13 protein-coding genes are annotated in these 19,583 nt (G+C 41.0%); 5 read left to right on the top strand and 8 right to left on the bottom strand.

From position 1 onward, the window contains the following. Positions 1-23 precede the first annotated feature (23 nt). Positions 24-1,721 (top strand): Mfa1 family fimbria major subunit, encoded by a 1,698-nt coding sequence (locus HMPREF2794_RS06190; RefSeq protein ID WP_070751166.1) that lies wholly within the window; start codon positions 24-26, stop codon positions 1,719-1,721. A gap of 220 nt (positions 1,722-1,941) precedes the next feature. Beyond that, positions 1,942-2,895: a FimB/Mfa2 family fimbrial subunit gene (locus HMPREF2794_RS06185; RefSeq protein ID WP_070751165.1), complete on the top strand. Its 954-nt coding sequence runs from the start codon at positions 1,942-1,944 to the stop codon at positions 2,893-2,895. A 106-nt stretch (positions 2,896-3,001) separates the two neighbouring features. On the opposite strand, the gene HMPREF2794_RS06180 is transcribed toward HMPREF2794_RS06185, so the two are convergent. Further along, positions 3,002-3,961, bottom strand: coding sequence for a helix-turn-helix domain-containing protein (locus HMPREF2794_RS06180; protein ID WP_070751164.1), 960 nt, complete (start codon positions 3,959-3,961; stop codon positions 3,002-3,004). A gap of 239 nt (positions 3,962-4,200) precedes the next feature. Further along, positions 4,201-5,160 (bottom strand): hypothetical protein, encoded by a 960-nt coding sequence (locus HMPREF2794_RS06175; RefSeq protein WP_055270691.1) that lies wholly within the window; start codon positions 5,158-5,160, stop codon positions 4,201-4,203. 204 nt (positions 5,161-5,364) lie between these two features. On the opposite strand from HMPREF2794_RS06175, the gene HMPREF2794_RS06170 reads away from it, so the two are divergent. After that, positions 5,365-6,294 (top strand): UDP-glucuronic acid decarboxylase family protein, encoded by a 930-nt coding sequence (locus tag HMPREF2794_RS06170; RefSeq protein WP_022301079.1) that lies wholly within the window; start codon positions 5,365-5,367, stop codon positions 6,292-6,294. Between the two features lie 22 nt (positions 6,295-6,316). Continuing rightward, positions 6,317-7,450 (top strand): ATP-binding response regulator, encoded by a 1,134-nt coding sequence (locus HMPREF2794_RS06165; protein ID WP_010537880.1) that lies wholly within the window; start codon positions 6,317-6,319, stop codon positions 7,448-7,450. A gap of 383 nt (positions 7,451-7,833) precedes the next feature. Here HMPREF2794_RS06165 and HMPREF2794_RS06160 read toward each other — a convergent pair whose 3' ends face one another. From HMPREF2794_RS06160 to HMPREF2794_RS06140, 5 genes are read right to left on the bottom strand one after another with little or no spacing between them, the layout of a single operon-like run. Next, the gene (locus HMPREF2794_RS06160) at positions 7,834-10,698 is read right to left on the bottom strand and encodes a PD-(D/E)XK nuclease family protein (protein WP_070751163.1); all 2,865 of its coding nucleotides are present in this window, start codon (positions 10,696-10,698) and stop codon (positions 7,834-7,836) included. 33 nt (positions 10,699-10,731) lie between these two features. Then, the gene (locus tag HMPREF2794_RS06155; RefSeq protein ID WP_070751162.1) at positions 10,732-11,529 is read right to left on the bottom strand and encodes an energy transducer TonB; all 798 of its coding nucleotides are present in this window, start codon (positions 11,527-11,529) and stop codon (positions 10,732-10,734) included. After that, positions 11,526-12,152, bottom strand: a complete 627-nt coding sequence (locus HMPREF2794_RS06150; protein ID WP_010537883.1) for a radical SAM protein — start codon at positions 12,150-12,152, stop codon at positions 11,526-11,528. The genes HMPREF2794_RS06155 and HMPREF2794_RS06150 overlap by 4 nt, the downstream gene beginning before the upstream one ends. Further along, complete coding sequence (locus HMPREF2794_RS06145; RefSeq protein WP_070751161.1) at positions 12,152-15,325, bottom strand: UvrD-helicase domain-containing protein; 3,174 nt, start codon at positions 15,323-15,325, stop codon at positions 12,152-12,154. The genes HMPREF2794_RS06150 and HMPREF2794_RS06145 overlap by 1 nt, the downstream gene beginning before the upstream one ends. A 19-nt stretch (positions 15,326-15,344) precedes the next feature. Then, complete coding sequence (locus HMPREF2794_RS06140; RefSeq protein WP_010537885.1) at positions 15,345-15,953, bottom strand: RNA polymerase sigma-70 factor; 609 nt, start codon at positions 15,951-15,953, stop codon at positions 15,345-15,347. 163 nt (positions 15,954-16,116) lie between these two features. On the opposite strand from HMPREF2794_RS06140, the gene HMPREF2794_RS06135 reads away from it, so the two are divergent. Further along, positions 16,117-17,109 carry a FecR family protein gene (locus HMPREF2794_RS06135; protein ID WP_070751160.1) on the top strand — a complete coding sequence of 331 codons (993 nt, stop codon included), beginning with the start codon at positions 16,117-16,119 and terminating at the stop codon, positions 17,107-17,109. A gap of 103 nt (positions 17,110-17,212) precedes the next feature. On the opposite strand, the gene HMPREF2794_RS06130 is transcribed toward HMPREF2794_RS06135, so the two are convergent. Then, the gene (locus HMPREF2794_RS06130) at positions 17,213-19,534 is read right to left on the bottom strand and encodes a glycoside hydrolase family 20 protein (RefSeq protein WP_070751159.1); all 2,322 of its coding nucleotides are present in this window, start codon (positions 19,532-19,534) and stop codon (positions 17,213-17,215) included. Positions 19,535-19,583 lie beyond the last annotated feature (49 nt).

Here is a 19,583-nt window from a genome sequence, read left to right as displayed (position 1 = left end):
GCTTTTATTAATTTGTAAGAACAATGAAAAAGAAGAATTTTCTTATGTTAGCGCTTGCTGCTGTGGCTTTTGCTGCTTGTAGTAACGAAGATTTGGTGCCGGTGGATAATCCGGGCAACAATAATGACTTGGTGACAGACCCGAATGCAGACGCATGGGTGGCATTAGCAGTAAAGACTCCGGTACAAACTCGTGGATTACATAACCCGAATCAGGAAGCTGCAACTGAAGATGAATCAAAAATCACTAAAGTACGTGCCATATTTTTTACGGCAAATGCAAATGAGGATGCTGCAACTGTGACTGCTGATATCACATTGTCTAATGATCAGGCGGGGCTTGATGCCAATGGTATACCAAGTGGAACTGCAGGCAAGGCTTTTAAAGTTCCTGCAACTTCTAAGAGAATATTGATTATTGCGAATCCATCTCCAGAGTTTGAAAAAAAGACTGTTAGTATGACAGATCAAAAATGGCCTGTTGGAACGCTATATTCAACGGTTAATGCTGCTCTTGATGATGCTGTATCAGATCTGACAATTGCTGGTGAATTTATGATGTCTAACGCCAAAGGATCGTTAGAACCTTCGGATGATGTTGAAACTTCACCAACATTTGGTGATCCCATCGATTTGTCTCTTTATGCAAATGAGACAGCGGCTACTAATAATCCATTGTCTATCAGAATTGACCGTGTTGTAGCAAAAGTTCGTGTATATGTAACTGCTGATTCTGATGCTAAAGCAACAATCTCGGATGCAGGATGGATATTGAATGCTACTAATAAGACATACTTCCCTGTATCTAAGAGAACATTGACTTGGAATGAAACTCCGGCTAATAAGCCAGGTGCTCGCGGTGAGTGTATTACTCCGTTTGACCAGTATAAGATAGGTTCATACAGAATTGACCCTAACTATGGTACTCAAAACTTGAGCTACTATAACTCTTATAGCAGTACTTCAGCTCCTTCTAATTGGAATGATCCTACAACTACGATAAATAAAGTTGCTGAATATTGTCTTGAAAATACGCAGACTGCAACTCATAATGTGCACGCTTATACTACGCATGTATTGTTGAAAGCTAAATTCATCCCGTCTGAATATGGTAGACCTGCACCTAATGATGGTACTCCATCTACAGATCAGGAAACAGACCCGGCGCTTGCTGGTGACTGGATGTTAATTAATGGTGGTTTCTATACTTTTGCTACATTAATGGAGTGGATTGAGGCAGAATTGAAAGCTAAATATGCTGATGGAGAACCTGCTACATTCCCGACTGCTCGTACTACTGCGTACAATAGATATTTAGTAGCTGTTGGTGTGGGTGCAATTGAGCTTCCTCCTACAGCCGATGCTACAGCTATTACTGCTCTTGTTGACGATTTTAAAAATACGAAAGCTCTTGTGGCAGCTATTGCAGCTAAAGACAGAGCTAAAACAGTAACAGGGCTTACTTATTATGTAGGTGCAGTAAGCTACTACAAAATCATGATCAAACATGATGATACTAGCGCTGCAACAAATGAGTTAGGTGAGTTTGGAGTAGTTCGTAACTCTGTTTATGACATTAATGTTAAGAAGTTTAATAACCCGGGATATCCGGCTATTCCAGATCCGGATCCAGATACTCCGGACGAAAGCGACGAAGGCTGGTTATCTATTGAAATTACACCTAATCCTTGGACTTGGTATACTCAAGAGGAAATCATGTAATTCAGAATTAGTAATAGAAATAGATTTTTCAAATAAAAAGTTGTGGGAGAAACTCTCCCACAACTTTACTCCCAACATTTTCAAAGTTGCCGAAAACTTTAAAAAAACTTCGGGATATAGCTTTTGATGGAATTATTGAGGTATTCCATCCTCTGGATTAGGAAATAACGAGAGAAGAAATAGTTTCTTTTCCTCTATATATAATTGAAAAAAGGAAAATATGAATCTAAAAAGCCTTATATGTTACGTTGTCTTAGGAATTCTTCTGATGGGTTCCGGGATAGTAGTTTCATGCGACAGCTTTAATGAAGACTTGCCGGAATGCCGCTTGCTTGTGAAGTTTAAGTATGACTATAACATGGAATTTGCAGATGCGTTCCATGCTCAGGTTGATAAAGTGGAGCTTTATATATTCGATAAAGACGGGAAGTTTATGTTTAAGCAGGCGGAAGAAGGGAGTGCACTGTCAACCGGTAATTATCTGATGGAAGTAGAATTGCCCGTCGGACAATATCAGTTTATGGCATGGGCCGGTGCACGTGATTCATATGACATTACTCTATTGACGCCCGGCGTTTCTACCATTACTGACTTGAAGTTAAAGCTAAAGCGTGAAGCCTCTCTCATTATCAATAAAAAGATGGAAACGCTTTGGTATGGTGAAATCATTGGTGTCAACTTCACAGGAACTGAACACCAAACGGAGACTATTAATCTGATCAGAGATACTAAAATAGTGAGATTTGGCTTCCAGTCTTATACCGGTACCTGGACACTGGATATGAATGATTACGATTATGAGATTATAGAATCCAATGGACACCTGGGACATGACAATTCATTGCAGGATGATGATGTGCTGAGTTTTCGTCCTTATTATATGGAGCAGAAAGATCCTGCTACAGCTTTTGTGGATATGAATACAATGAGGTTGATGGCGGATCGTAAGACTCGCTTGGTGCTTACAGAGAAGGCTTCGGGAAAGAAAGTATTCGATATAAATCTGATTGATTATTTGGCTATGACCAATGCGGAAGGTAAGAATTTGAGTACACAAGAATATTTGGATCGACAAAGCAACTATCATATTATATTTTTCTTATCTGAGTCATGGTTGGCCGTGCAGATTGTTGTGAATGGATGGGTACATCGCATTCAGGAAGAAAATCAATAATAAGATATTTAAGAGAATAGTGGGGAACTATTGTTAGCGGGACAGGATGAATCATCCTGAATAAGGGAAGACAGACCAGATCAATAACGATCTGGTCTGTTATTGTTTACAGAGTATCGATGATTGCCAGTTGTTTTTGCAAAAACTCAATACGTTGGGCCTCTCCACTTTCCGAAATCAGAGTAGAGTGGCGTTTTAGTGACTGAATCCAGTTTCGTTGGATCTGGCAGATTTGCGGGCTCTGTGAATCCATAGAATTGATAGAGTACACCCGAAGTAAACTGACTTGATAGTCTTTCTTCTCTATATAGGTGTAAGTCGCTTCAAAATCAATATTAGAGAGATAGAAATATACTTTATGTCCTTCATTGAACTCTCCCTTGATAGAAAGTGTTTCCATGATTGCAAGCAACTGGTATAGCTCTTCTTTCAGGTGTGCTACATCGTCTTCTGTGATCAGATTCAGACTGGCAAAGTACTTGATTTCCTTGATGAATGAAAGGAATATGTTGCTGTCCCAAATAAAATAGGTTTTCGGACATTGCTTCACACTTTCGCTTAACTTCTTATGCGCTTTTACGATTTTCGGATCTACTTGCATTTCTGCCAATGAATTGGGAGTTTTCATTTGCCCGTTCTGGTAAATCCATCGACAGAGACGAAACTTGGACATGTGTTCAAAGGAAGAGTAAAGAGTGAAAGGGAGAAGATTGGAAGCTGTATAGACTTCCGTTGTGTTGTCTCCTTTCACATAATCGAATATTTGCTGATACCGATTAATAATCTCATAATAACTGTCCAAGGTGTTAGGTGAATTGAGCAGATTCATGTCAAAAGTAACTCTATTGGATAGATGGTTACCTATAATCTGATCAATGGAAATACCAAGCTTTTTGGATAGCAGGGCTACTTCGTCAATAGTAAAAGCCACTTCGCCACGAAGTCTACGATAAACTGCTTCTTTTCCCATATAGAGAATGTCTGCCAAAGAATTGGCAAGATTTTGTCCTTTGGGGATACGCTCTTTCATTGCAATAATCAACTCGTTTACAATACCATTTTTCATTGTTTGTTCTCTTTTATATACGTTAATAATCTGTATGATACATTCTATGCAAAATTAAGTCATGTAAACGATAGTTTTGTGTGGGAAAACAGCTCTGAGAGGTGATGGCTTTTTCTCATTTGATAGAATAGCTAAGTGCGGAGGTCGTATAATGAAAAAAGTAGGCAAGAGGCTTGTCTACTTTCATGATTTAGAACTAAGATTTTCGCTTAGTTTCGATAATCGAAACTAAGCGAAAATTAAAGAGCATCAATAATTTCACGTTGTTGCTTGAAGAACTGGATGCGTTGCATTTCTCCACTTTGTGAAATCAGTGTAGAGAATTTTTTTAGTGATTGAATCCATTCCTTCAAGCTTCGGAACATTTGAGCATCCAGCGTGGTTAGTGAGTTGATGGAATAAACTCGTATCATACTGAGTTGCATCAGGTTTGTTTCCAGGTAGCTGTAAGTTGCTTCAAAATTGATTTGTGACACATAGATATGCACATCATTGCCGAAGTCTGTTTTTCCTTTCATGGCGATGCTTTCCAACTCATCCGTAAGTTTCAGTAATTCCTCTTTAATGTTTTGCTTCATTTCGTCTGAAATAAGGTGAATGTCGGAGAAGTACTGTATGTCATTGATGAGATGAAGAAAAATCATACTGTCCCAAATATAATCGGTCGTATGAATATGCTGTGATAACTTCACAAAGTCTTGTTGGGCATTGATAATCTTTTGGGGAATTTTCAGGTCCTCAAAATGTTTGCAATTGATATGTTCATTTTGGTACATCCATTTGAAGAAACGAAACTTAGCCAGAAGTTCATGTTTCAGATAGAGCGTTTGGGGAATCACGTTTGAAGCAGTTCCTAATACAGCACTCGTATCTTCCCGTAATGTGTGGAATAACTTGACATGTTTGTTCAGGAAATCATAATAGGTCTCAAAGGGTTCGTTATGATCTACTACATTGATATCGAACATTGCATTATTGCTGAAGCTCACTCCTGCAATTCTATCCAATGATATCCCCAGTTCTTTTGAAATAACGGCTGCTTCCTGAAATGTAAAGGGGACTTCGCCGCGCAGCCTCCGGTAAATAGCTTCTTTGCCCATATAGAGGGTATCCATTAATATATTCGCTAGCTGTCCTTTTGCTGGGAATCTTTCTTTGGCCGCTTCTATCAGGTTTGTATTAAGTTCATTCATTATCATAATCCTATTGAATTAGTGGTTTATTGGTATTAATAACACTTGGTGCAGGGAAGTTGTTTCGAAAACTGAAACTATTTTATTTTTGCTTTTCTTAAAAAATATCCATCTCTAAAATTGTATATTATGAGCAAATCGTTTACATTTGCCTTTATAAACAAAACAGAGAAGTTATGTTCTCTGAAAAACAATAGTTAATATTAGAAAATGAAAAGAATATTGGTAAGTGGCGGGGCTGGATTTATAGGCTCTCATCTTTGTACTCGACTTGTAAATGAGGGGCACGACGTGATATGTCTGGATAACTTCTTTACAGGTTCCAAGGACAATATAAAGCATTTGATGGGGAACCATCATTTTGAAGTTGTAAGACACGACGTTACTTATCCTTATTCTGCCGAGGTGGATGAAATATACAACCTGGCTTGTCCGGCGTCTCCTATCCATTATCAACATGATCCGATTCAAACAGCCAAAACATCTGTGATGGGTGCTATCAATATGCTCGGACTGGCAATGAGACTGGATGCGAAAATACTGCAAGCCTCTACCAGCGAGGTGTATGGTGATCCGATTGTTCATCCCCAGCCGGAATTTTATTGGGGAAATGTGAATCCGGTGGGGTACCGGTCATGTTATGATGAAGGAAAACGATGTGCTGAAACATTGTTTATGGATTACTATCGTCAGAATCAGACACGTATCAAGATTATTCGTATCTTTAATACTTATGGCCCGAGAATGCTACCTAATGATGGACGTGTGGTTTCTAACTTTATCATACAGGCACTAAATAATGAAGACATCACTATATATGGTGATGGAAAACAGACACGCAGTTTCCAGTATATTGATGACCTGATAGAAGGTATGGTGCGGATGATGGATACGGAGGATGATTTTACAGGTCCTGTAAACCTTGGAAATCCAAATGAATTTCCGGTTCTTGAATTGGCGGAGAGAGTAATCCGGATGACGGGCTCTACTTCGAAGATTGTATTTAAGCCTCTGCCGACGGATGATCCAAAACAACGCCAGCCGGATATTAAACTGGCAAAAGAGAAACTGGGATGGCAGCCTACCGTCGAACTGGAAGACGGATTGAAGCGTATGATTGAGTATTTTAAAAATGTTTGATGTAACATAAAAATAGAATGATATGAATGTGGAAATAAATCCTTCCGAATATAAGATACTTATTGTGGACGATGTAATTTCAAATGTCCTTCTGCTGAAGGTGCTTCTGACTAATGAGAAGTTCAATATTGTAACAGCAGGTAATGGTACACAGGCTTTGGAACAGGTAAAGAAAGAGAAGCCTGATCTTGTATTATTGGATGTGATGATGCCGGATATCAGTGGTTTCGAAGTAGCCCGGCAAATGAAGGCGGACGAAGAAATGAGCGAAATTCCTGTTATCTTCCTTACTGCTTTGAATAGCACGGCGGATATCGTAAAAGGATTTCAGGTGGGTGGCAACGATTTTATTTCCAAGCCGTTCAATAAGGAGGAACTGATTATTCGTGTGACGCATCAGATTTCGCTGGTGGCAGCCAAACGAATTATTATAGCACAGACAGAAGAGCTACGCAGGACTATCATGGGACGTGATAAACTTTACTCTGTGATTGCGCATGACCTGCGTTCTCCTATGGGCTCTATCAAGATGGTACTCAATATGCTGATTCTGAACTTGCCGAGTGAAACGATCGGTCCTGAAATGTATGAACTGTTGACGATGGCCAATCAGACAACAGAGGATGTATTCTCATTACTCGATAACTTATTGAAGTGGACGAAGAGCCAGATCGGTAAGCTGAAGGTTGTTTACCAGAATATCGATATGGTAGAAGTTGTGGAAGGAGTCAGCGAGATCTTTACGATGGTAGCTGGTTTGAAGAATATCCGTATAGCAATGGATATTCCTGATGAACGTGTGGAAGTACGTGCAGATATTGATATGATTAAAACGGTGATTCGCAATCTGATAAGTAATGCCATCAAGTTCAGCAATGAAGGATCGGAAGTTTTGGTATCGCTGAAAGAAGAAGATAATATGGCGGTAGTGAGCGTGAAGGATAGCGGTTGTGGTATTGATGAAGAAAATCAGAAGAAATTGCTGCATACCGATACGCATTTTAGTACCTTTGGTACTAATAATGAGGAAGGTTCGGGACTCGGACTGTTGCTCTGCAAAGATTTTGTAACTAAAAATGGTGGTGAACTTTGGTTTACTTCGAAGAAAGAGGAAGGCTCTACATTCAGTTTCTCGATTCCGCTGTTAGAAAGCTAATATAAGTTCGATAAAAGTTGATATAAATTCGAGATAAGTCAAAAGACTGTCCTGTCATTCAGAGCGGGCATTACTTGATAGAAGTGGTGTCGGTCCGGAATGGCAGACAGTCTTTGTTATAACCCTCTATAGGAGTACTTCCTAATGAGCACAAGACTTGCTTGTGACAAGTACTTAAGTTATCCGATTCTTGTACAATATTTGAGTCAAAGATGTACAACGTTTGAGTTAAAGATGTGCTACATTTGAATGAAAGATGTACTAGTTTTACTCATACTATTATCGGGATACTTACCGCATTCAGCCTTTTCAGTATCTCTCGCAAATGCCCTGACAGAAGGGGATTTGCGAGAGATACTGAAAAGGCTGAATGCTGAATGGCTTTATCTTTTACAGATTGCCTTGAAATCACAATAAGCACATTTTTTAGTATCTTCTGTCTGTGTGAAAGGCTCATTCTTATCGAATATTTCTTCTAATAGTCTTTGCAGATGTTCGCGGAATTCATCCTCAAAAAAGGCAAAGTTGCTGACCGGGATTTTCGGTTGGCGAGGTTCTCCCATTTCAATGACCGGCGAATAGCTTTCAGAAGCAGCCCGATGGATATAAAGAAGGGAAGGAGCTACTTTCAGAGATTGCTGCCGGCTCATAATAGCAGCATACAGAAAAGTCTGGAAAATGTAGTTGGGACGACTTTCTGATGGAGTAAACAGTTGTTCAATGTTGGCAGGTGTCTTGGGACTTCCTCCGGTTTTATAGTCTACGATACGCAGAGTAGTGTCTTTGGCATCTATGCGGTCAACAGTTCCCCCTAGACGAAGGGTGATGGGACCTTGTCCGGTTTGGATCGTTATTTTCTCGGCAACTGGCTTTTCCATAGCGACCATTTCAAAGGGAGCGTATTGCAGGTCATTTCTCAGTAGTTGTTTCAGATAGGAAACAATCACTTTGGAATTGATGAGCTGCACACCATTGTATTCGGGTTTTTCTTCTGCCGGAACCTTAAAGAGTTCTTGCTTGAAAGCCAGATCCACATAGTTTTGCAGTTTGACTTCGTTGCGTAGCAGGCGTTCCAAATCTTCTTTTTGTATCATTCTCCCATTAGCGGTCAGGTCTGTGTAAGCTAATTGGGCGGAGAGATGGAAGATCGTTCCAAACAATGCGGAGTCGATTTCCGCACTGACTTCGTCCGGTGCTTTTAATTTGGCTACATAACGGTAGTAGAATTTCAGCCGGCAATCGAGATAGGCGTTGAGGGCTGAAGGAGAAAGTATATATGATTGAGGACTTGAACAATCATAGGCACTGCGTAGTCGTTCGAATACTTCGGGAGTTTTCTCTATACTGATATCTGTTGTGCTTTGAGGAGATTGTCCGGCTTCGAGATACTCACGGACAATTTTGTGAGGCCCTTCTACCAGTAGTTGAAGCATGAAACGGGATTCTTCTCCACGATTCAGTCCATTGGAAGAAGTGTTATAGAGCAAAGTAATGTTTTCCGCCCGTTGTATCAGTCGGTAGAAATAATAGGCGTAGACTGCATTCTTATGTTCGATGGTGGTCATGCCGAAAGCTTTCCGAAGGTTGTAGGGGATAAAAGAAGAGTCTCCTCCGGATTTCGGTAGCTGCCCTTCGTTGAGCGAAAGAAGGATTATATTGCGGAAATCAAGGTTACGGGTTTCCAGTACTCCCATGACTTGCATGCCAATGGCAGGTTCTCCATGGAAAGGAATGTTGGAAGCGGTCAGAACCTTGCTGATCAAGCGTCTTAACGTGTCGGTACGTATGTTCAGTTCTCCGCTTTCTATCAGGCTATAGAGACGATTGATAGTAGTATAGCTCTTGAAAAGTGATTCCCGGTATAGTTGGTTGAAGATATCGCTATACTCGCTTTCTTCCCGATAGAGAAGGGAGATTTCTTTGACTAATTCCGTCAAATAATCGCATAACTCTTTGATGCCGTTTCGAGGAGTAAAGAGCTTTGCCAGAAAGTCATCCATCTTCAGTTCCGAAGGGAGCGGGTAGAAGCGGTTGGTCTTGGTCAGTTCCCGTTCTAAAGGTTCGGCATTGATGGATAGCTGCCGGGTATAAGGGTGCTTCAGTATAGCAGATACGGTTTCGTAGGTGAAGCGTCCGGTATCGCTGCGGTAGCCGTTGGTTTGTAATTCCATAGCGGCATTGATAAAACTGTATACCGGAGTTTGTGCTAGCGGGAAACCCATCGTGATGTTGACGTTCTTCACTTCTTGTGGAATGGAATGGAGTACGGGAAGCAGCAGAGCTTCATTGCAGAGCACAACGGCGTTCTCTTTCTCTTCGTTGGTAGTGGAAAGAGTGTTATGTGCCCATTCAGGAAGAAAGCGGGCTTGTGCATTTTCAGTAGAAGCGGAGATGTAGCGTATATTTTTCGGTTTTCGCAAAGTGTCGAAACAACTTTCGGGTAATTCATTCGGAAATAGTTTCAGGTTACGGTTGATGAATTCTCCGGCTTCGTGTTTGGTAATCTGCTTGGTGTAGAAGATATCGTAATCCCAATAGAACATGGCTTTATCTGCATCTTGTAATAGTTGGAAGAATTTTGTCTCTACTTTATTGAGTACATTGAAGCCGACAAAGATATATTTGTCGTATTTCAATTGGGTGGTATCCAGTTGCTCGATTACATTGCGGTAGAGCATGCCTTCATAGGCTATTCCCAGTTCCGCTAAGTTTTCACGGTAACGGTGGTAGATGGTGCCTAGTTTGTCCCAAAGGGAGATGAATTTCTCTTTCAGCACTGTCCGGCGTTCGATAGAGAAATTTTGGAAGAACTGCCGGATCGCCTCTTCCTGTTCTTTATCAAGAAACTCGTAATCGTCCATCAGATTCTTCAGGTCCTGTAAATTGCTGAAAAGTTTATCCGCATCAACGAGATTTTTGTCTACGTCGTCGAAATCACTGATCAGCAGTTCGCCCCAAAAATAGAAATCGTCCAGCGTTTCCTGGCTTTCTGTCTCTTCGCGGAATACTTTATATAGTTTGCAGACCAGTCGGATAGGATCACCGGCTTTCTGCACAGATAACTTCCGGAACAGGTCGCTGATACTCATTGCAGCAGGTGACCAGATGGGTTGATTGGATTCTCCTGCCAAATATTCGTTGAAGAATAAGTTGGCACGTTTATTAGGGAATACGAGTACTGTACGAGATAAGTCGTTTCCTATCTTGGCATATAAATCGTGAGCGACTAGTTGGAGAAATGATTGCATATCAATTATAGATTTTCTAGCTTATATATTTGTTTATTGTAGCCTGAACATTACGGGAATTGTGAATCGGACGGCAACTTTCGTTCCGTCATCCAGCTCTCCCGGTTTCCATTTAGGCATAAGACCGACAATGCGTAATGCTTCTTTGTCTAAATAGGGATCTACACCACGCACCACTTTAGGCTGAATAATATTTCCTTCTTTATCAACGATAAATTGAACTATGACGCGACCTTGAGCGCCCAATTCTCCTTGAGCTATTTCTTTCGGATAATTTATATTTTTAGTGATAAACTTCATCAGTTCTTGTGCTCCTCCGGGAAATTCGGGCATGACAGCAGCCACTTCCAATACGTCGGCAAGCGAGTCTTTTACTGTTATTATATCGCCTGATATAGGAGTGATCTCAATTAATCCCTGTTCTTGGGGTAGCTCAGGTAATTCTTGTTTGTTTACTGTATCTCTCTCTACCATAGGTATAGTATCCTCTATAGGAGTCGGGCATACTTCTCCAAACATTACACTTGTATTGGCGGAGTCACTGATAGTTTCCTGATTACTTCCTTTATTAGGGGAACTACTACAGGAAGTCATCGGTGCCATTGCTACCAAGCCGGCAGATATCCCTAATATAGTTATAGCTTTCCCGGCCATCCGTTTACGTTCCAGTTGTTGCTCTAAATAGCGTACTTCTGCTTCGCATTTGGGACATGTGCCCAGACAATCTCCTTGATATTGACACTTGGAAGTAATGAACTCAATATCGTTGGCTTCTGCTATTTGTCTGCGGATATCCTTTAATATCTTGCAGGTTTGTTTTCCTCGTTTCATGGCTGGTAAGTATTAAGTGTTTTATATGTAAACCGATCGAACTGGGTGATACCCATTTCTTTTAGAAGACGGATACTGTTGTCTACGTCACTCTCTGAATTATACACGGGAATGATGGGGGTACGAACAATGATTTGCTCATTTTTTCCATGCTCAATTAAATAATGAAGATTATTCAGTACCTTTTCATTTTCTTTTCCGGTGTATTGCTGGTATATATCATTATTGATGTCCTTGATATCGATGATATAATAATCAATGACAGGTAATAGTTTCTCTATATTCTCTTGTGGTACATTGAGTGATGATTCTACGGAAAGTTGCCATTCCTGTCCACAGAGCTGACGGAATTCATAAATAAAATCACTTTGCAAACAAGGTTCTCCACCTCCGAAAGTGATTCCTCCATGAGTGGCGAGAAAGTATAATTCATCCAGTCTGACTTCCTCATAAAGCTGCATGCAGTCATAGTGCTTCCATATGCCTTCCGAATGCAGAGATTGCGGATTGAGGCAATACTTACAACGCAATGGACAACCATGGAAAGCCACAAGTGTAGTAACTCCCTCACCATCAGTAGTGAGCCGATGACGACTGATTCCTATGAGCGGTGCCGTCTTCATTATTTCACTTTTACAATTAGTCCTTCATCCACATACCACAGATAGCCTGTGATATTTTTATATCCCATCTTAGTGAGTAACTGCATGTACCCTTTAACCTGTTTATTGTATTGGAGGTTTTCTTTTCCGAATTTGAAGTCAACTACCACTACTTGTTCGTCTTTCATCATTACACGGTCAGGACGTCGGGTCTGTAAAGCCCCTTTTTCTTTGTAAATGATAGCACATTCGTTAAACAAGGTCCATTCCCCTGAATACCAGTCTTGAATTTCCGGAGAAGAAAAAGCTTTGTGAGCCACTTCACGTATTTCTTCTGCTTTTTCGTTGCTGCCGATGACCCCTTCGAAAATCAGACGTTCGATAGCCGGATCAATGTCTTCTGCCGTTTCAATGGCGGAAAATAGTGTGTGCAGCATACGCCCCCGGTTGATAAAACGGTCGTCCGATTCTTCTTCTTCGATTCCCTGAATGAAATCAGCGGAACGGTTGGATTGCCGGAATTCAATATCATGACGCATAGATTCCATGCGGACGGGTAATTTCTCAGGTTTTTGAGTTAGTTTGTTAGTCGAAGTTTTTGCTTTTTCTTCTTCCGAAGGACATAGTTCTCCTTGCTCATAACAATCTTCTTCCCAATCAGTACCTTCTTTGAGGGCAACTACAGGCAGCGTATTGGCTAACAGTTCGGACATGGTGCCTTTTTGACCTTTTTTACTCCATATGATAAGATTCTTTCCGGCACGGGTAAAGGCTACATAAAGCAAGTTGAGATTGTCCACCCACAGTTGAAGACGTTCCTGCAAATAATCGTTCCCGTAAATGGACTCGGCCATTTGTGTCGAGTAATTGATTGGAAGGATGTCCATGTCATTAAACGGAGCCTCTTGAGGAGCACACCATACCAGTTGGTTATTCGTTTCATTTTCCAGTTTCCAATCGCAGAAAGGGAGGAGTACTGTATGAAATTCCAATCCTTTGGATTTGTGGATGGAGAAGATCCGGATACCTTCCACTTCACCGCTGGGAATAGTTTTGCTGCATAGTGTCTCGTCCCAGTAGCGGATGAAACTGTCAAGCTCAGAGGAATTACTTTGCAAATAATCCGTCACGGCATCGAAGAAGGCAAACAGATAGGCATCTTGTTCTTTGATGTGCCCCATCTCGAAGATGCTGAATAGTTCTTCCAGTAATTCGTAGAGAGGCATGAAACGGAGTTCTCTTTGCTTTTCGAGAAATACGGATGGCAGATAGTTCTCTATTGGAAGAAGCAGGAGCGTATTCCAGTCCATATTCTTCTGCAAAACTTCATTTTGGTAGGCTATTGCCAGTTGGGCCCGGGCTATCTTATTGTTTTCATCGGACAGATAACGCAATGCGTCTATCATCATACAGATGGCGAGAGAGGCATCGAGGCGAAAGGCTTCGTCTGATACGATTTTATAATGTAACTCTTTGTCGAAATAGTCTGCGATACGGGGAATACTTTTGTTCTTTCGTACAAGGATCGCTATGTCATTCAGTCGTATACCGGAAGAGAGTAAGTGTTCTACTTCTTCCCCCAGACTAATTAATGTCTGTTCGATGTAGTCGTGTGTTTCGTCCGGTTCCAGAAAAGTAGCTTTGACATATCCCTTTTGCATACTTCGGGGGGATTCTTGTACAACATCGGCATAAGCCTTTTGTAAGTCATCGCAATCTTTGCCCAATTGTTGTTTGTAGACACCGTTCAGGTAATCTACAGCGGCAGTAAATATATGATTGTTGAATCGGATGACATTGGTTTCACTTCTTCGGTTGGTAGCCAGTGTTTTTACTTTAATAGGAAAGTGCTCAATGCGGTCATTCAGACCATTAAGAATTCCCCAGTCACCGTTTCGCCAGCGATAGATTGACTGTTTGACATCTCCTACTATCAGGCTGTCTGCTCCTTGTGAAAGACCTTCAAGCAACAGTAGCTTGAAGTTTCCCCATTGCATTCGGCTGGTATCCTGAAACTCGTCAATCATGACATTGCGGATGTTGGTTCCTATCTTCTCGAATACGAAGGAAGAATCTCCATCCTTGACCAGTTGATGTAACAAGGCATTGGTATCTGACAGAAGGAATCGGTTGTTGTCATGGTTCAGTTGGCGTACCTCCTCATCGATATTGGCGAGCAGCTGCACTTTGTTGAGATGTTGCAGGGAAAGCCGGCAACTGTTTAATAAAAGATTGTTTTTAGAACGTAGTTTTTCTGCATCTTCCAGTATCTGTATCAAACTGGAATTTGCCAGATCTATAATATCGGTATAACGGGGAGAGGTTTCTGTCGCCCAGTTCTTGGCGTCATCCAGACATTTCTCAACAGTCGCGTTACGAATGTCATTGCTTAGAATGCCATTATTCAATTTGCGGAAATAACTGCCTATTCCCCGTGAACCGTTTTTTAATTCATCGGCAGTCAGGGCGTGCCCTTCTAACTCTCCTTCAAACTGCTCGTAGAATCCTTTCATCTGCTCCAGTATCTCTGTTTCAAGAGCTTTCAGTTGCTTGCGGTATTCTTTGATAGTATCCGGATTACGGAGGCGTTGACGAAGACCTTCTCCTTTTTCTATATATCCTTCATCGAAGATGTTACGTCCAAAGTTTTTGACTTCATCCGATACATTCCAACGTTTGTCATCGGCTATTCGTTCATTAATGTAGTCCAACAGCCACGCGAGGACAGGAGAGGTAGGACCTAATTTCTCAATCATGCTATCCACTGCATCGCTGAGTACTTCTGCGTTGTTCAGTTCGATGTTTAAATTCGGACTGAGTTCCAGTTCGCGTGCCAGATTGCGCATGACGGACTGAAAGAAAGAGTCAATGGTCTCTACGCGGAAACGGCTGTAATCATGCAGCATAAATCCGAGAGCAATTCCTGCCGCTTCCCGTATTTCCAGTTCTGTTTTTCCTGTTTCTTCTTTGATACGGTTCAAGTAGGCTTCGGAATCTTTATCACCGATCTGAATACCGTATAGTTGGCTAAGGATACGTTCCTTCATTTCAGCTGTCGCCTTATTGGTAAAGGTAACGGCGAGTATCTGCCGATAGGCGCGTGGATTAAGTATCAGCAATTTTATATATTCTACGGCGAGGGTAAAGGTTTTGCCTGAACCTGCCGAGGCTTTATAGACTAGGAGTTCGCTCATGCTTTTAGTATGAATTGTTTCATGATTGTTTGAATATATTAGGCCCGAAATAAAGAATGAATAAAGGCAAATAGTCTTTTAAGGCAATACGTAACAGCTTTAATGCTTGTCCGATACGATAGTTGACTGTTTGGGGAGAGACGTTCAACTTCTCTGCAATTTCTTTATGAGTCAACCGGTGACTACGATTCATTTCGTATGCTTCACGATAATCTTTGGGAAGTTGCTTCAAGGCATTCTCATAAAGACGGAATAACTCATTTTCCAGATAAAAGTCAGGATTATCGAATTCTTTCTCGTATTTCTCTGTAATTTCCTGATGTACCTTACGCTTGATTTCAAAATGCGAAATACGGTTCAGGGCCTTGTTTTTCACGATAGTAAAAAGAAGCGTTTTCAATGTCAGCTCTTCTAGAAGGCTACAACGGTTTTCCCATAACCACATCATTGTGTCCTGTACAATCTCCTCAATCTCCTCTTGTTCGCTGACATATTGCGAACAAAAAGCACATAATCTACTGAAATAGTGCCTGTAGACGGCGTCGAATACATATTCTTCGCCTGCCTTTAAGGCGGTGATGATAGATTTATTATTGTTAATATCTAGGTATATAGGAGGTTGTTGCATTCTTCATTATTTTTTATGCAGAGCAAAAATAATGAAAGCAATGAAAGAAACGAAATAAAACGGGAGAAAATATTTTTTTCTTTTTTAGTTTAGTATCTTTGCGCTGTCAACTGTATTAATAACAGAGGTATTATATTTTTTTATAGTAAAAGGATGATTGAACATGGATGAATCTATCTTGGTGAACTACTTGCGGGGAGGAAGCAATGACGAAGAATGTCGGCAGGTAGAATTGTGGTGTGAAGAAGCACCGGAAAACCGACAAATACTAGAGCAACTTTATTATACCCTTTTTGTAGGCGACCGTATGGCAGTGATGGATGCTGTAGACACAGAAGCTTCATTGACGAAGTTTAAGTCGCTCGTACGTGAAAAGGAGAAAAAAGCCAAGCGAAGAAGTATATCGGTTCGATGGGGACGTTATGCGTCCGCGGCAGCCGCTTTTCTGGCAGGTCTTGTTTTCGCAGGTGGAATTGCGTGGGGATTGCTTTCCAATAAACTTTCTGATTATACAGTGATGACTACCGGCGGACAGAGAGCGCAAACAGTACTTCCGGACGGTAGTAAGGTTTGGCTGAATGCATCTACGAAGCTTATTTACCGTAATTCTTTCTGGAGTACGGATCGTCAGATTGATTTGTCGGGTGAAGCTTATTTTGAGGTGGCTCGTGATAAGCATGCTCCTTTCATTGTTAATACTAAGCATATTAAGACCTGTGTGTTGGGTACAAAGTTTAATGTACGGGCACGTGAAGAAGAGGATAGGGTAGTGACTACTTTGTTGCAAGGTTCTGTAAGAATGGAATCTCCGCGAACCGTAAATAATGGATACTTGCTGAAGCCGGGACAAACGTTGAACATTAATACAACAACTTATCAGGCTGAATTGATAGAATATGCCGAGCTGACTGAAGTTCTGCTCTGGATTAACGGAAAGCTGAAATTCAAGCAGCATTCATTGCTGGAGATTACAAATATCATGGAGAAACTGTATGATTTGAAGTTTGTGTATGATGACGAGAGTTTGAAGGTTGAACGTTTTACCGGCGAATTTTCTACAGATAATCTTCCAGACGAGATATTGAATGTGTTGATGCATACAAATCACTTCAGTTATAAGAAGGAAGGGCGGATTATTCGATTGTCTAAAAAATAAAGAGATATAGAGAGAATGTTTAAAAAAGGTATGTCGCTGAATGGCATACCTTTTTTATTTGAACTTATCGGAGATCCTTTAACAGCAACTCTTTTCTTAGGTTTTATTCCAACCCTATTTCATCTACGAATATAAATGCGGGTCTTCCTTTTCCCCAGTGCCATGTCGGTATGTCATATTCCGGTCGGGCTGTTATTTTCACATAATGTGCCTGCACTGTATCAAAAGATAGTTCATGGGTATAAATACCATTTCTATCTTCCTTACTGGCAACAGGGTAAACTTCAGATTTTATTTCTTTGTATCCTTTCCCATCGTTTGATATGGCTACGGAAAGTTTGCGCAAATCGAGAATTTCTTCTCCTATTTCGGCATAAGTGCGTACCCATGCTTTGCTTATCGGAGTCTCCTGCTGTAAATCAATTACTGCTTCAAGGTCATTCTGATAGAATGCAATCCATCGTCCGGTACGATAATTTCTGCTGCCTGCCAACCCGTCAATTAGTGTGTTTTTTCCTTCGAATTTATACTTTTCATTGATGGGCTGTAGCATCGTTACTGGCTTCATAGTAGCTTTATTGAATTTAACTTCCTCTTTCAACACTGTACTTGTACCGTTTGGACGGATGGTGATTGCTTTCAATGTGCAGCTTTGATTAATTCTCAACGTATCTGTATATACGTTGGAACCGGCAGTAGGCTCATTGCCATCGAGGGTATAATAAATCGGAGCATTATCAATAGTAGATAGGACCACATTCAGTATATTGGCTTTTGTGTCAGGAATGTATTGGGATTTTACTTGAAAAATATGTTTGGCATAATTATAGTAGTTCAGATCATAGATGGTAATCAGTCCGGGCAATCGTTTCAGGAAATCTGCATAGTCTTTCTTCTCCGGCATAGTCCATTGTACTTCTGATAATGCAGCCATACGGGGTAATTCCATATATTCTACTTGGCTGTAAGTAGGAATATATTCCGTCCATAAATTGGCTTGTACTCCTACGATGTATTTTGCTTCTTCGGAAGTGAGTGTCTGAGGTACCGGTTCGTAGCTATATACTTTTTCCAAAGGTACATATCCGCCAATGGCAGGTGGTTCATTGTCTGTATCCATGGTCTGATAGTAGTCGAAGTACAGGAATAAACTGGGAGTCATGATCGCGTCGTGTTTGTGTTTTACAGCTTCAATTCCTCCTTCTATACCTCTCCATGACATGACAGTGGCATTAGGTGCCAATCCTCCCTCCAGTATCTCTTCCCAGCCGATGATCCGACGTCCTTTACCGTTAAGGAACTGCTCCGCATAATTGATGATGTAACTCTGTAGTTTCTGTTCGGCTGTATGATTTTTATCGGCTTTCAATCTTAGTTCTTTGATACGTGCCTGACATTTTGGACACTTTTCCCAGCGTATCTTCGGGCATTCATCTCCGCCAACGTGAATATATTCGGAAGGGAAGATATCTACCATTTCACTTAAAACGTCTTCTATAAATAGCAGAGTCTTGTCATTTCCCGCACATAACACGTCCTCCGATACTCCCCACATTTTCCATACTTCATAAGGACCGCCTGTACAACCCAATTCGGGATAAGCAGCAAGTGCGGCTTGCATGTGCCCCGGAAGATCTATTTCCGGTATTACCGTGATATGGCGTTCTTGGGCATATCTTACAATATCTTTGGCTTCGTCTTGTGTGTAAAATCCACTATAGGGAACGTCGTCGTATTCTCCGGAATTGTGCCCGATGACTGTTGCTGAACGTTTGGAACCTATAGTCGTGAGTTCCGGACGTTTTTTTATTTCGATTCTCCATCCCTGATCATCTGTCAGATGCCAGTGCAGACGATTGATATTATGTAAGGCCATCATATCAATGAAACGTTTAATGGAGTCGATAGGGAAGAAGTGGCGTGAAACGTCTAAATGTACTCCGCGATAGGAGAAACGTGGATAGTCGTTAATTTCGACACCAGGAAGGCTTATATCTCCTTTGTTTGTTGCCGGAAGTGACTTTCGTAATGTCTGTATACCATAAAAAGTACCAGCTTCTGAGGCTCCCCTAATAATTATATTATCCGGAGTTACTTTCAACTGGTATGCTTCAGCATTGTCTGTATTCAGTCCCGTTGTTAATGTAATAACGTTCGATGTAATCTGTTCATCGATAACTTTCAGCTTTTTGCCGGACATCTGACGAATGTATGTCGCCAGTAGGTTGGCATTTTGCTGCATTTCATCGTTGCCTTTCGGATAAACAATAGAAGTCCGGTCGTTCAGTACAAAATTACCAGTACTGATTTTGATTTCCTGGGGCAGAGGAATGATTTCATAATTTGCCTGTTGGATGACTTCTGAAGAACAGGAAAATAACCCACCGCATAAAAGAATAGCTCCTAATAGATGATGTTTTCTCATTTTATCTAATTTATGTTTGTCAAAGGTTGATTTTAGCTCTATATAAAAC

Origin of the sequence: Bacteroides sp. HMSC067B03 (genome assembly GCF_001811315.1) — a bacterium.
GTDB classification, from domain to species: Bacteria; Bacteroidota; Bacteroidia; order Bacteroidales; family Bacteroidaceae; genus Bacteroides; species Bacteroides faecis.
The sequence above is the reverse complement of the archived record's forward strand: the minus strand, read 5'-3'. Positions and strand labels throughout refer to the sequence as shown.

Coding starts and splice junctions, on each gene's coding strand:
- HMPREF2794_RS06140 (WP_010537885.1), bottom strand. CDS start 15,953: ATGCAACAACCTCCTATATACCTAGATATTAACAATAATAAATCTATC.
- HMPREF2794_RS06130 (WP_070751159.1), bottom strand. CDS start 19,534: ATGAGAAAACATCATCTATTAGGAGCTATTCTTTTATGCGGTGGGTTA.
- HMPREF2794_RS06175 (WP_055270691.1), bottom strand. CDS start 5,160: ATGATAATGAATGAACTTAATACAAACCTGATAGAAGCGGCCAAAGAA.
- HMPREF2794_RS06185 (WP_070751165.1), top strand. CDS start 1,942: ATGAATCTAAAAAGCCTTATATGTTACGTTGTCTTAGGAATTCTTCTG.
- HMPREF2794_RS06165 (WP_010537880.1), top strand. CDS start 6,317: ATGAATGTGGAAATAAATCCTTCCGAATATAAGATACTTATTGTGGAC.
- HMPREF2794_RS06190 (WP_070751166.1), top strand. CDS start 24: ATGAAAAAGAAGAATTTTCTTATGTTAGCGCTTGCTGCTGTGGCTTTT.
- HMPREF2794_RS06135 (WP_070751160.1), top strand. CDS start 16,117: ATGGATGAATCTATCTTGGTGAACTACTTGCGGGGAGGAAGCAATGAC.
- HMPREF2794_RS06145 (WP_070751161.1), bottom strand. CDS start 15,325: ATGAGCGAACTCCTAGTCTATAAAGCCTCGGCAGGTTCAGGCAAAACC.
- HMPREF2794_RS06155 (WP_070751162.1), bottom strand. CDS start 11,529: ATGAAACGAGGAAAACAAACCTGCAAGATATTAAAGGATATCCGCAGA.
- HMPREF2794_RS06170 (WP_022301079.1), top strand. CDS start 5,365: ATGAAAAGAATATTGGTAAGTGGCGGGGCTGGATTTATAGGCTCTCAT.
- HMPREF2794_RS06150 (WP_010537883.1), bottom strand. CDS start 12,152: ATGAAGACGGCACCGCTCATAGGAATCAGTCGTCATCGGCTCACTACT.
- HMPREF2794_RS06180 (WP_070751164.1), bottom strand. CDS start 3,961: ATGAAAAATGGTATTGTAAACGAGTTGATTATTGCAATGAAAGAGCGT.
- HMPREF2794_RS06160 (WP_070751163.1), bottom strand. CDS start 10,698: ATGCAATCATTTCTCCAACTAGTCGCTCACGATTTATATGCCAAGATA.